The following is a 12,802-nucleotide window of genomic DNA, read 5'->3' on the forward strand; positions in this document are numbered from 1 at the left end:
CATTTGTTTCTCACATAAAAAACGACCACGTTTCCCCCCGTGGTCGTTTTTACATATATTACGCTGTGATCCAAGCCTCATCAGCTGGGTTTTTACGCCATTCTTGTAATTTCTTCGTTTCAGCTTGTCCGATCATACCTTTTTCTGCTGCAACTCCAGTTAGTGAGCTATAGTCGCTTAAAGAATATGATGCAATGTTTGCTGCTGCTAATTTTTCTTTTCCTGCCTCTAGCTCGTATGTAAAGATTGATACAATACCTAACACTTCACAACCAGCTTCGCGCAGTGCTTCTACACATGTAATTGCACTTCCACCTGTAGAAATTAAGTCTTCTACAACTACAACTTTTTGTCCTTTTTCTGCCTTACCTTCAATTTGATTCCCTTTACCGTGTCCTTTCGCTTTACTGCGTACATAACACATTGGTAAATTCATTCGATCGCTTACCCAAGCAGCATGAGCAATACCTGCTGTTGCTGTCCCTGCAATTACGTCTACATCTGAGAAATTTTCTTTAATTAATTGTTCTAGTCCTGCTGCAATCGCTTGACGTACTTCTGGGTACGATAACGTTAAACGGTTATCGCAATAGATTGGTGATTTGATGCCAGAAGACCATGTAAATGGATCGTTTGGTTGTAAAAATACTGCTCCGATGTCTAATAAATGTGATGCGATTTCTTTTTTCATATTGTTACACCCTCCCATTGTTCTTTTACCATTTTGTATGCTTCAAGCGGATTTTTCGCTTTCGTAATACTACGCCCAACTACGATGTAACTAGAACCAAGTTTACGCGCACGCTCTGGCGTTGCTACTCGCACTTGGTCATTCACATCATCGCTTGCAAGACGAATCCCCGGTGTTACTGTTACGAAATTCGCTCCACATACTTCACGTAAGTTTGGTACTTCAAGTGTTGAACATACGACACCATCTAAACCGCTCTCTTGTGCCAACTTCGCATAATGAGCAACCGTTTCCTCTAACGTCTTCTCAATTGCAATCTCTTCTCTCATCATTTCTTCCGATGTACTCGTTAACTGCGTTACTGCAATACAAATTGGTCTCTTTTTTCCTTCTTTCTTACCTTCCTCTAATCCCTCAAGCGCAGCTTTCATCATGCTACTTCCCCCTGCAGCATGAACGTTAATCATATCAACATCTAAACTTGCTAAGCTACGCATCGCGCTTTTTACCGTGTTTGGAATATCATGAAGCTTTAAATCTAGAAAGATTTCATGTCCATTTTCCTTCAAATACGTAATGATTGCAGGTCCCTCTTTATAAAACAGTTCCATACCTACTTTGACAAACAACTTTTCTCCTTCAAAGTGACATAAAAACTGTTCTACCTCTGCTTTACTTGGAAAATCTAATGCAACGATTAGCGATTGTGACATAACTCTTTCCAGCTCCTTCCTTGACATTCCGAAATATGATCGATTCCTAGTTCATCTAGCAATCTTGGTAACTCTTCAATAATTGTCGGACATACAAATGGGTCTACAAAGTTGGCTGTTCCAACCGCAACTGCACTTGCACCAGCGTAGAAAAATTCAATGACATCTTCTGCTGTTTCAACGCCGCCCATACCGATAATTGGAATGTTAACAGCTTGACTCACTTCGTGTACCATACGAATTGCAACTGGCTTAATAGCAGGTCCTGACAGTCCACCTGTACGGTTCGCTAAAATCGGTTTTCCTGTTTTTAAATCTAAACGCATGCCAAGCAATGTATTGATCATCGTTAATCCATCTGCACCAGCGTTTTCAATTGCTTTTGCAATTTCAACAATGTTTGCAACATTTGGTGATAACTTTACGTATACCGGAACTTCAGATACTTCTTTTACACGTTTTGTTAAATCTGCTGCAATTTCTGGTACTGTACCAAAAGCGATACCGCCTGTTTTTACATTCGGACATGAGATATTAAGCTCTAGTGCATGAACATTTGGAGCTTTTGAAATTTCCTTTGCAACTGCTACATAATCTTCAGCTTGTGAACCAGCAACGTTTGCAATGATTGGCAAGTCAAACTGTTCAAGCCATGGTAACTCTTCGTTCACCACTTTTTGAAGGCCTGGATTTTGTAAGCCAATTGCATTTAACATTCCTGCTGGTGTTTCTGCAACGCGCGGCGTTGGATTTCCAAAGCGTGGCTGCTCTGTCGTTGCTTTGATCATAATGGATCCAAGTACACTTAAATCGTATAGATTTGCAAACTCACGTCCAAATCCGAAACAACCAGACGCCGGGATGATTGGGTTTTTCAGCTTTAATCCTGGTAATTCAACTTGCAATCTGCTCATAACACAACCTCCCCAATTGGAAATACTGGACCGTCACTACACACCTTTTTATAAGAATGTCCATCTGGATCTGCTGCAAGGTGACACACACATGCAAAGCATGCTCCAATGCCGCATCCCATACGTTCTTCTAACGAAATGTATGCTTTTCTCTCTTTGTAACGACTCTCTAAAGCTCGTAACATCGGGATTGGTCCACATGAATACAGCACATCAAACTGAATTCCATATGCATCAATTACATCTGTAACAAATCCTTTTGTGCCATGCGTACCATCTACTGTCGCTACATACGTATCGCCAAGCTCTGCGAATTTCTCTTCATAAAATACAAAGTCTTTTGATTGGAATCCTAAAATGTGAATGACACGAACTCCTTTCGCAACAAGACGCTGCGACAGTTCATAAAGCGGAGGTACACCAATACCGCCCCCTACTAAAAGTACTGTTTCACCAGGCTTTGACGCTTCTACTGGGAATCCATTCCCAAGTGGCCCTAACACATCAGCAAGTTCTCCTTGCTTCTTTTTCGAAAGAGCTTTCGTTCCCTGTCCTTCTGCGCGATATAACATTGTGAACTGCTGCTTCTCTTGATCAACGTTGCAAATACTAATTGGGCGGCGTAGGAGAGGCACATTGCCTTCTCCTACTTTAATGTGTACAAATTGCCCAGGTTCGTTCATTTCTGTAACAAGATCACCTTGAAGTACTAATTCATAAATGTTTTTCGCAATTTCTTTTTGGTTAACGACGATCATATTTTGCTTTTTTATCATGCATGTACCACCTCGTGACGTTTTGCTGGCGCGATTTCTCTCATTTGATGAGCTGAGAATGTCATAGACTCTAACACTCTTAAAATTGCTCTTGTTGTATCAAGTGATGTTAGGCACGCGACACCATTTTCAACAGACTCACGGCGAATGCGGAATCCATCACGTGCTGGTTGTTTTCCTTTTGTTAACGTATTGATAACAAACTGTGCTTTTCCTTGACGAATAATATCAAGTAAATTGTAATCTTCAGAACCAATTTTGTTTACAACTTGAACCGGAACACCTTCATCTGTTAACGCTTGTGCTGTTCCTGCCGTTGCTAATAAGTTATAACCAATTTCGTGGAATCTCTTCGCGATATGAAGCACTTCTTCTTTATCTTTATCTGCAACAGTAATGATGACAGATCCGTGCGTTGGAATATTAATTCCCGCTGCAACAAGCCCTTTATATAGTGCTTTTTCAAGCGTTAAGTCTTTCCCCATTACCTCTCCTGTTGATTTCATTTCAGGTCCAAGTGTCGTATCAACAGAGCGTAATTTTGCAAAGGAGAATACCGGTGCTTTCACGTACACTTCTTTATTCTCTCGGTGGTAACCAGTTTCATATCCTTGCTCTTGTAGAGATGTACCTAAAATTACTTTCGTTGCAATGTTTGCCATTGGTACACCCGTAATTTTACTTAAGAATGGTACTGTACGGCTTGCACGTGGATTTACTTCCAATACATACACTTCGTCTTTGAACACAACGAACTGGATGTTTAGTAAACCGATAATATTTAAACCTTTTGCTAGTTTAATTGTGTTTTCAATAATTTGACCTTTAATTTTTTGTGATAAACTTTGCGGTGGATATACACCAATTGAATCACCGGAGTGAACACCTGCACGCTCAATGTGTTCCATAATACCTGGAATATACACATCTTTTCCATCAGAAATCGCATCTACTTCAATTTCTTTACCTACCATGTAACGGTCGATTAATACAGGGTGATCCGCATGAACTTTCACCGCATTTTTCATATAGTGTAATAGCTCCTCTTGACGATAGACAATTTCCATCGCACGTCCACCAAGTACGTAAGAAGGTCTTACAAGTACCGGGTATCCAATTTCTTCAGCAATCGCAACTGCTTCTTCTACTGTCGTTGCTGTTTTTCCAACTGGTTGTGGAATTTCTAGCGCTGTTAATGCTGCTTCGAACTTATCACGATCTTCCGCACGGTCTAAGTCTTCAAGTGATGTACCTAGAATTTTCACACCGTGCTCTTCTAATTTACTAGCTAAGTTAATTGCTGTTTGACCACCAAACTGTACAATTACACCTTCTGGCTTTTCTAAATCGATGATATGCATAACATCTTCAATTGTTAACGGTTCAAAGTATAACTTATCAGAAATACTGAAGTCTGTTGATACTGTTTCCGGGTTGTTATTAATGATAATCGCTTCATAGCCTGCTTCTTTAATCGCCCATACAGAGTGAACTGTTGCGTAGTCAAACTCTACACCCTGACCGATTCGGATTGGACCTGAGCCAAGAACAACAACACTCTTTCGCTCTGTTACAATCGATTCATTTTCGTCACCATATGTGCTGTAGTAATATGGCGTCGCTGATTCAAATTCTGCTGCACACGTATCTACCATTTTGAATACTGGTGTCATACCTTGTTCTTTACGCATCTCGTATACTTCACGCTCTGTTTTATTCCAAGCAGCTGCGATATAATGATCACTAAAGCCCATTTCTTTCGCCTCTTGTAATACTTCCATGTTACTTACATGTTCTTTCACTTTACGTTCCATGTTCACGATGTTTTCAATCTTGTGTAAGAAGAAGAAGTCCATTTCACACCATTCATTAATTTCTTCTTTCGTTACACCTTGGCGAATCGCTTCTGCTACAATGAATAAACGCTCATCATCTGGCTTCATAATACGTTTTTTCATCGTTTCTTTATCAAGTTCTTTTAATTCTTCAATCTCTAAGTGATAAATGCCAAGCTCTAAAGAGCGAACAGCTTTTAATAAAGATTCTTCCAAATTACGACCGATTGACATAACTTCTCCAGTCGCCTTCATCTGTGTGCCAAGCGTACGGTTCGCTGATTCAAACTTATCAAATGGCCAACGTGGAATTTTTGAAACAACATAGTCTAACGCTGGCTCAAAACATGCGTATGTTTTTTGTGTAACTGGGTTTACAATTTCATCAAGTGTTAAACCAACCGCAATTTTCGCTGCTAATTTTGCAATTGGGTAACCCGTTGCTTTTGATGCTAACGCAGATGAACGACTTACACGTGGGTTTACTTCGATTACATAGTACTGGAAGCTATGCGGATCTAGTGCAAGCTGAACGTTACATCCACCTTCAATTCCTAGGGCGCGAATAATTTTTAATGATGTATTACGAAGCATTTGATATTCACGATCACTTAATGTTTGGCTCGGTGCAACAACGATAGAGTCTCCTGTATGCACGCCAACAGGATCGATATTTTCCATGTTACATACAACGATTGCGTTGTCATTTGCATCACGCATTACTTCATATTCAATTTCTTTACATCCAGCGATACTTTTTTCTAATAAACACTGTGTTACAGGGCTATGTTTTAATCCACTTGTTACAATTTCAATTAATTCTTTTTCATCATGGCAAATGCCGCCGCCTGTTCCACCCAGTGTGAATGCTGGGCGAACGATTACTGGATAACCAATTTCGTTTACAAATGCATATGCTTCTTCTAACGTATGAATAATCTCACTTGATGGAACTGGCTCATTTAAATCTCGCATTAACGTACGGAATAAATCACGATCTTCCGCTTGTTCAATTGCCGATAATTTCGTTCCTAAAATTTCGACTCCACACTCTTCTAAAATGCCAGACTTCGCAAGCTCAACAGCCATGTTTAAGCCCGTTTGTCCTCCAAGTGTTGGTAAAATTGCATCTGGACGTTCTTTACGAATGATGCGACTTACAAACTCTAATGTTAACGGTTCAATATATACTTTATCTGCTGTTGCAGTATCTGTCATAATTGTTGCTGGGTTTGAGTTTACAAGGATTACTTTGTAACCTTCCTCTTTTAAAGATTGACAAGCTTGCGTTCCAGAGTAGTCAAACTCCGCTGCTTGCCCGATTACAATAGGTCCTGATCCGATTACTAAAATTGTGTTAATGTCTAGGCGTTTTGGCATAACTCTTCCCCTTCTTTCTTAAAGTTTTCAATCATTGTTAAAAAGTCTTCAAATAATTCATTTGCATCTTCTGGTCCTGCTGATGCTTCTGGATGGTACTGTACTGTAAATGCTGGGAACTTCGTGTGGCGAAGACCTTCTACTGTTCCGTCGTTTAATGCAACATGTGTAATTTCAAGATCTGTATTTGCAATAGATGCTCCTTCTACTGCATACCCATGGTTTTGCGAAGTAATCGCAACTTTTCCTGATTCAAGATGTTTTACAGGATGATTTAAACCGCGGTGACCAAATTTCAATCTCTCTGTATTAGCACCAGATGCTAAGGCAAATAATTGATGCCCAAGGCAAATTCCAAACACTGGGACTTTCCCTAAAATATCTTTAATCATTTCAATTGCTTCTGGTACATCTTTTGGATCTCCAGGTCCGTTACTTAGCATAATTCCATCTGGATTTAAGCGTAAAATTTCTTTTGCACTTGTATTGTACGGTACAACAATTACATCACAGTCACGCTTATTTAGTTCGCGTAAAATACCATGTTTCATACCGAAGTCAACAAGCACAACGCGGTAGCCACGGCCTGGGCTTGGATATGGGTCTTTTGTTGATACACGTTTCACATGATCTGTAAATACAGTCGCTTTTAATTGACTTACTACGTAATCAACATCTGCATCCATGTTACAAAGACGCCCGCGTAATGTTCCGTATTGACGAATTTTACGGGTTAACTTTCTTGTATCAATACCTGCAAGGCCTGGAATGTTTTTTTCTTTTAAGTACTCATCTAACGTAATTTCATTACGGAAGTTAGATGGATGATCACAAATTTCATTTACAATTAAGCCATGTACAGAAGGCTGAATCGATTCAAAATCATCACGGTTAATGCCGTAGTTACCAATTAACGGGTATGTGAATGTTACGATTTGACCGCAATATGATGGATCAGATAATGTTTCTTGATATCCTGTCATCCCTGTTGTAAATACGACTTCACCAGATCTTTCAATTTCACCGCCGAAGCCTTTTCCAATTAATACTGTTCCATCTTCTAAGATAAGTTGTCTTTTCATACTAATGCACTCTCCTTTTGCCATGCGATCTTACCGCTAACTAATGTCATAACCGGCCAGCCTTGACACTTCCAGCCAGTAAACGGCGTATTTTTCCCTTTTGATAAGAATGTTTCTGGATCAATTGTTTCCTCTTGCTCTAAATCAATGATTGTAATATCTGCTACTCTTCCTTCTTCTAAGCGGCCAGCTTCTAAACCAAATGTATTTGCAGGTTTTTCAGTTAACCATCCAATAAGCTGCTCTAATGTAATGATTTCTTTTTTCACAAGGTTTGTGTAAAGAAGCGGAAATGCTGTTTCAAAACCAGTAATTCCAAATGGTGCTCTTTCAATTCCTTGCGCTTTTTCTTCAGCAGTATGTGGTGCATGATCTGTTGCAATCATGTCAATTGTGCCATCTAAAAGCCCTACAATTAATGCTTCCTGATCTTCCTTTCCGCGAAGTGGAGGATTCATTTTGAAGTTCGGATCCACTGACGGAATATCATCTTCACAAAGTACAAGATGATGAGGTGTTACTTCCGCTGTTACATGAATACCTGCTCGTTTTGCATCGCGAATGACACGAACAGATTCTTTCGTACTTACGTGGCAAACGTGATAATGGCAACCAGCTGCTTCAGCTAATAAAATATCACGCGCTATATGTACAGATTCACATACAGAAGGAATTCCATTTAAACCATGTTTACCCGAGAATTTCCCTTCGTGCACGCATCCTTTATTAATTAATGTATTTTCTTCACAGTGGGCAACGATTGGCATATTTAATTGTGCAGCGCGCTTCATTGATGCAAGCATCATACTTGCATCTTGTACGCCTACTCCATCATCTGTGAATGCAAATGCTCCTAGTTCTTTCAATACTTCAAATTCTGTCATTTCCGCACCTGCTTGACGCACTGTAATCGCGCCATACGGCAGTACATTGACATGCGCTTTTTCTTGAATGCGCTTCTGTAAATCTTCCATATGTTCTTTACTATCTGGAACAGGGCGTGTATTTGGCATTGCACAAATTGTTGTAAATCCGCCTTTTGCTGCTGCAAGTGTTCCTGTTTCAATTGTTTCTTTATGCTCACCACCGGGCTCGCGAAGATGTACGTGAACATCGATTAACCCTGGTGTAATAAGTTTTCCTTGAACATCAATTATTTCAATATGTTCAGCAGTAATGTTTTCTGCGATTTTAGCGATTTTACCATCTTGTATAAGAAGATCTGTTGTAACAATATTTCCTTCTTCATTCATATAACGACCATTTTTAAACAAATAATTCATGTTTCATTCCTCCTAATACATTTGGTAATGCGCGTTTTAATACCGCCATTCTTATATAAACCCCATTTTCCATCTGTTTAAAGATACGGGAGCGTTCGCATTCAACAAGTTCACTTGCAATTTCTACATCACGGTTAAATGGAGCTGGATGCATAATAATACTTCCTTGCTTCATCCGTGCCTCACGCTGTACCGTTAATCCATGCTTTTCATGGTACGCCTTCATAATGGTTGTTTCGTACTGTTGATGACGTTCATGCTGTACACGAAGTAACATAAGTACATCTACTTCTGTAACGAGTTCATCTAGCTCTTTATAGATGCCAAATGTATTCGCTTCATCTTTCCATTCTTCTGGACTTGAAAAGTACACTGTAGCGCCTAACTTCGTTAATGCTTCTGCATTTGATCTTGCTACGCGGCTATGTCTGATATCTCCAACTATCGCAACCTTTAATCCTTCAAATCCACCAAACTCTTGCTTAATTGTTAATAAATCTAGTAAGCATTGCGTTGGGTGATTTCCACATCCATCTCCCGCATTTAAAATTGGGATATTTACTTTTTCTTTTAATTCATCAAAGTAGCGATCTTGCTCGTGGCGGATGACAACCGCTTTCGTTCCAATTGATTCCAGAGTTCTTATCGTATCGTATAATGTTTCTCCTTTTTGTACGCTAGATGACTCTGCAGAAAAGTTAAGAACTTCTAATCCAAGCTTTTTTTCAGCTACTTCAAAACTAAACCTTGTTCTCGTACTATTTTCAAAAAACAAGTTCGCCACAAAAGTTTGTTCTGTCAACTCGCTTCCTTTCCCATTTGCAAAGTCTTCTGCATCTTTCAGGATTTCTGAAATTTCTAGTTCTGATAATTCACTCATCGTTAACAAATGATTCATCGTCATCCATCACCTTTCTCGTTTTATCATATCACTTATGCATTTTTATACGCAATATTTTATAAAAATACCCTAGCCATGTGAGACTAGGGTACGACAAAGCACACACCCTTTTCTGTCTCACAGGACTGAATTAAAAGCTGTTTTATGAAGCCATTTTCTTTGATTGCGTTTCTTTCATTTCAGGTAAAACTAAGTTTAGCAGTACACCAACAATTGCTGCTAGTGCCATTCCCTCTACTTTGAACAATTCACCAACATGTAGAACTGCACCACCGATTCCGATAACAAGAATTACTGAAGCGATGATCAAATTTCGTTTATCCCCTAAATCTGTTTTATCATCAACCATCATGCGAAGTCCGCTTGATGCGATTACACCGAATAGTAAGATAGATACACCACCCATTACTGGCGTTGGAATGGAGTGAATGAGTGCTCCTATTTTTCCAACGAAGCCAAACATAATTGCAAGAAGTGCTGAACCGATAAATAGGTAAATGCTATATGCTCTTGTAATTGCTAGAACACCTATATTCTCACCGTACGTTGTATTCGGTGGCCCACCAAGCATTGAGGCAATCAGCGTTGCAATTCCGTCACCCATAATGGAGCGATGTAAACCTGGTTTTTGAATTAAATCTTTCTCGATTACATTGCCAAGTACGATTTGATGCCCGATATGTTCTGAGATTGTTACTAATGCAACCGGAACCATTAAGAGCACAATTTCCCATGAAATTTCTGGCGTGTAGGACACGAACGGTATAACAAACTCCGGTACTTCAAACCATTTCGCTTCCATTACTGGCTTAAAATCTACTAACCCTTGGAAGCAGGCGAATATATAACCTCCGATAATTCCAACCAACACTGGAATGATACTGAAAAATCCTCTACCAAAGATTGAGCATAAGATTGTTATAAAGAGCGTTACAAGTGCGACTGAAAAATGAGTTAAACTATATTCTCCCTTCGCATCGTTCATTGCCATTCCTACCGCTGTATGAGCAAGTGCTAATCCGATAACCATGACAACTGGACCAACTACAATAGGTGGTAGTAATTTCATAATCCAGTTCGATCCTGACTTTTTGATTCCAAATGCGACTAATAAGTACACAAGACCTGCTAATATTCCACCAATCATCGCTGCTCCTGGTCCACCAACTGTTTTTGCTGTAATAATTGGTGCGATAAAAGCGAACGATGATCCTAAGTAGGCTGGCACTTGCCCTTTCGTTACAAGTAGAAACGCTAACGTTCCAAGTCCACTTGATATTAATGCAACCGCTGGGCTTAGCCCTGTTAAAAACGGAACAAGCACTGTTGCTCCAAACATCGCGAACAGATGTTGTATGCTTAAAAACAACCATTTCCCTGGCTTTGGTATTTCATGAATGTCTAGTACCGGTTTTTGTTCCATGGTCATCCTCCTATACCGTTCAAATTTAGCAATAAAAAAAACTCTTTGCGCCCTATGCACAAAGAGTCCTATACTTTCGTACGCCAAATTTGACATACGGAAGTCAAGACCCTTTGGCAGCCTCACGGGGCTACATTTAAAAGGGCGTTACTTTTCGTATATACTTACTCGATCTTTTTTATCCGTTTCAGTTAGTGTCACTTCAATACGTTCTTCACTTGATGTCGGAATATTTTTCCCAACATAATCCGCACGTACTGGTAGTTCACGGTGACCTCTATCTACAAGAACCGCTAGCTGAATTTGTGATGGTCTGCCAATATCCATGACCGCATCCATTGCAGCTCGCACTGTCCTTCCTGTATATAATACGTCATCCACAAGGATCACTTTCTTATTTGTAATATCAACCGGAATATCTGAACCTTTTACAAGTGGTTCTTTATTTTTCGATTGCAGTGTTAAATCATCACGATATAATGTAATGTCTAACTCTCCTACTGCAATTTCTTTTCCTTCGATTTGACTAATTCGTTCTGCCAATCGCTGTGCGATAAAGATTCCACGTGTTTTAATTCCTACTAAAACACAATTTTCAACACCTTTATTACGCTCTACAATTTCATGGCTAATGCGTGTTAGCGCACGGCGAATCATTTGATCATCTAGTACAACTGCTTTTTCTTTCACTTTCTTCACCTCCAGGCGATATTATTCGTGAGAGGATGGCATAAAAAAATCCTCTCGCCATGTGTGCGAGAGGACTTAGACAAAAGGGTATACGCGTACCCTAATATACTTCTAACCGTCACCTTCTCAACCTCACGGGGCTGTGTTAAAGGACCATTATTTAACTGATGCTAGTATCTCATCTTCTAATTGCTTTGTCAATATTATTTTCTCAAATCTTGTAAAACTTCTTCAAAAATTGCCGGAATAGGAGCTTCAAATTCCACATACTCGCCTGTACGCGGGTGGTTAAAGCCTAAAATTCCTGCATGTAACGCTTGACCACCAATATCTAACGTTTTCTTTGGACCATATTTTGGATCACCAGCAAGTGGATAACCAATATATTTCATATGAACACGAATTTGATGTGTACGTCCCGTTTCAAGACGACATTCTACAAGAGTAAAGTTGTTAAAACGTTCTAACACTTGGAAATGTGTTACCGCGTGTTTCCCAAACTCATCAATCGTCATACTTTGACGATCTTTTTTATCGCGTCCAATTGGCGCTTCAATCGTCCCTTTATCGTGTGGAATTACACCATGTACAATCGCTTTATAACGTCTTGTTACTGTTTTTTCTACGAGTTGATTTACAAGTGATTCATGTGCCATATCATTTTTAGCAACCATTAATAAACCAGATGTATCTTTATCAATACGGTGAACAATACCAGGACGCATTACGCCATTAATACCTGATAAATCTGTACAATGATGCATAAGGCCGTTCACTAACGTTCCTGTCGTATGACCTGGTGCCGGATGAACAACCATACCACGCGGCTTATTAACAACAAGAACATCCGCATCTTCATAATACACTTCTAAATTCATATCTTCTGGCAAAATATCAAGTTCTTCTGGATCTGGAATTGTTACTGTGATTTCATCATTCACTCTTACTTTATAATTCCCTTTAATGTCTTTACCATTTACGGTTACAACACCATCTTTAATCCATTGTTGTACTTGTGAACGAGACCATTCATCGTTTATATTCGATACGAACTTGTCAATTCGTTCACCTTTTTGTTCTTCTGTAACTGTTACTTGTACCACTTCACTCATTC

11 protein-coding genes are annotated in these 12,802 nt (G+C 39.5%); all 11 read right to left on the bottom strand.

All coding sequences use genetic code 11. From position 1 onward, the window contains the following. Positions 1–58: 58 nt before the first annotated feature. The 11 genes from pyrE to BAMA_RS02570 all read right to left on the bottom strand — a co-directional run bounded on the left by pyrE (position 59) and on the right by BAMA_RS02570 (position 12,800). The gene (gene pyrE / locus BAMA_RS02520) at positions 59–691 is read right to left on the bottom strand and encodes an orotate phosphoribosyltransferase (protein WP_034635760.1); all 633 of its coding nucleotides are present in this window, start codon (positions 689–691) and stop codon (positions 59–61) included. Continuing rightward, positions 688–1,404, bottom strand: coding sequence for an orotidine-5'-phosphate decarboxylase (gene pyrF / locus BAMA_RS02525; RefSeq protein ID WP_034635761.1), 717 nt, complete (start codon positions 1,402–1,404; stop codon positions 688–690). The genes pyrE and pyrF overlap by 4 nt, the downstream gene beginning before the upstream one ends. Beyond that, entirely contained in the window at positions 1,389–2,318 is a 930-nt protein-coding gene (locus tag BAMA_RS02530; RefSeq protein WP_034635762.1) for a dihydroorotate dehydrogenase, read from the bottom strand. The genes pyrF and BAMA_RS02530 overlap by 16 nt, the downstream gene beginning before the upstream one ends. After that, entirely contained in the window at positions 2,315–3,094 is a 780-nt protein-coding gene (locus BAMA_RS02535; protein WP_034635763.1) for a dihydroorotate dehydrogenase electron transfer subunit, read from the bottom strand. Before BAMA_RS02535 ends, BAMA_RS02530 begins: the two co-directional genes overlap by 4 nt. Then, positions 3,091–6,309, bottom strand: coding sequence for a carbamoyl-phosphate synthase large subunit (gene carB, locus BAMA_RS02540; protein ID WP_034635764.1), 3,219 nt, complete (start codon positions 6,307–6,309; stop codon positions 3,091–3,093). Before carB ends, BAMA_RS02535 begins: the two co-directional genes overlap by 4 nt. Continuing rightward, positions 6,294–7,391 (bottom strand): carbamoyl phosphate synthase small subunit, encoded by a 1,098-nt coding sequence (locus BAMA_RS02545; protein ID WP_034635765.1) that lies wholly within the window; start codon positions 7,389–7,391, stop codon positions 6,294–6,296. The genes carB and BAMA_RS02545 overlap by 16 nt, the downstream gene beginning before the upstream one ends. Continuing rightward, entirely contained in the window at positions 7,388–8,674 is a 1,287-nt protein-coding gene (locus tag BAMA_RS02550; protein ID WP_034635766.1) for a dihydroorotase, read from the bottom strand. Before BAMA_RS02550 ends, BAMA_RS02545 begins: the two co-directional genes overlap by 4 nt. Beyond that, a complete protein-coding gene (locus tag BAMA_RS02555; protein ID WP_034635767.1) occupies positions 8,658–9,572 on the bottom strand; it encodes an aspartate carbamoyltransferase catalytic subunit in 915 nt (304 codons plus the stop codon). The genes BAMA_RS02550 and BAMA_RS02555 overlap by 17 nt, the downstream gene beginning before the upstream one ends. Before the next feature lie 145 nt (positions 9,573–9,717). Further along, positions 9,718–10,998, bottom strand: a complete 1,281-nt coding sequence (locus BAMA_RS02560; RefSeq protein WP_034635768.1) for a solute carrier family 23 protein — start codon at positions 10,996–10,998, stop codon at positions 9,718–9,720. A 147-nt stretch (positions 10,999–11,145) separates the two neighbouring features. Beyond that, the gene (gene pyrR, locus BAMA_RS02565) at positions 11,146–11,688 is read right to left on the bottom strand and encodes a bifunctional pyr operon transcriptional regulator/uracil phosphoribosyltransferase PyrR (protein WP_034635769.1); all 543 of its coding nucleotides are present in this window, start codon (positions 11,686–11,688) and stop codon (positions 11,146–11,148) included. Between the two features lie 203 nt (positions 11,689–11,891). Continuing rightward, on the bottom strand, positions 11,892–12,800 hold the full coding sequence (locus BAMA_RS02570) for an RluA family pseudouridine synthase (RefSeq protein ID WP_034635770.1): 909 nt from the start codon (positions 12,798–12,800) through the stop codon (positions 11,892–11,894). Positions 12,801–12,802: the final 2 nt, after the last annotated feature.

It is taken from the genome of Bacillus manliponensis, assembly GCF_000712595.1.
In the GTDB taxonomy this organism is placed as follows: Bacteria; Bacillota; Bacilli; order Bacillales; family Bacillaceae_G; genus Bacillus_A; species Bacillus_A manliponensis.

Excerpts from the sequence above, each read along its gene's own strand:
- BAMA_RS02550 (WP_034635766.1), bottom strand. The coding sequence starts at position 8,674 with ATGAATTATTTGTTTAAAAATGGTCGTTATATGAATGAAGAAGGAAAT.
- BAMA_RS02530 (WP_034635762.1), bottom strand. The coding sequence starts at position 2,318 with ATGAGCAGATTGCAAGTTGAATTACCAGGATTAAAGCTGAAAAACCCA.
- carB (WP_034635764.1), bottom strand. The coding sequence starts at position 6,309 with ATGCCAAAACGCCTAGACATTAACACAATTTTAGTAATCGGATCAGGA.
- BAMA_RS02535 (WP_034635763.1), bottom strand. The coding sequence starts at position 3,094 with ATGATAAAAAAGCAAAATATGATCGTCGTTAACCAAAAAGAAATTGCG.
- BAMA_RS02570 (WP_034635770.1), bottom strand. The coding sequence starts at position 12,800 with ATGAGTGAAGTGGTACAAGTAACAGTTACAGAAGAACAAAAAGGTGAA.
- pyrE (WP_034635760.1), bottom strand. The coding sequence starts at position 691 with ATGAAAAAAGAAATCGCATCACATTTATTAGACATCGGAGCAGTATTT.
- BAMA_RS02560 (WP_034635768.1), bottom strand. The coding sequence starts at position 10,998 with ATGGAACAAAAACCGGTACTAGACATTCATGAAATACCAAAGCCAGGG.
- pyrF (WP_034635761.1), bottom strand. The coding sequence starts at position 1,404 with ATGTCACAATCGCTAATCGTTGCATTAGATTTTCCAAGTAAAGCAGAG.
- BAMA_RS02555 (WP_034635767.1), bottom strand. The coding sequence starts at position 9,572 with ATGAATCATTTGTTAACGATGAGTGAATTATCAGAACTAGAAATTTCA.
- BAMA_RS02545 (WP_034635765.1), bottom strand. The coding sequence starts at position 7,391 with ATGAAAAGACAACTTATCTTAGAAGATGGAACAGTATTAATTGGAAAA.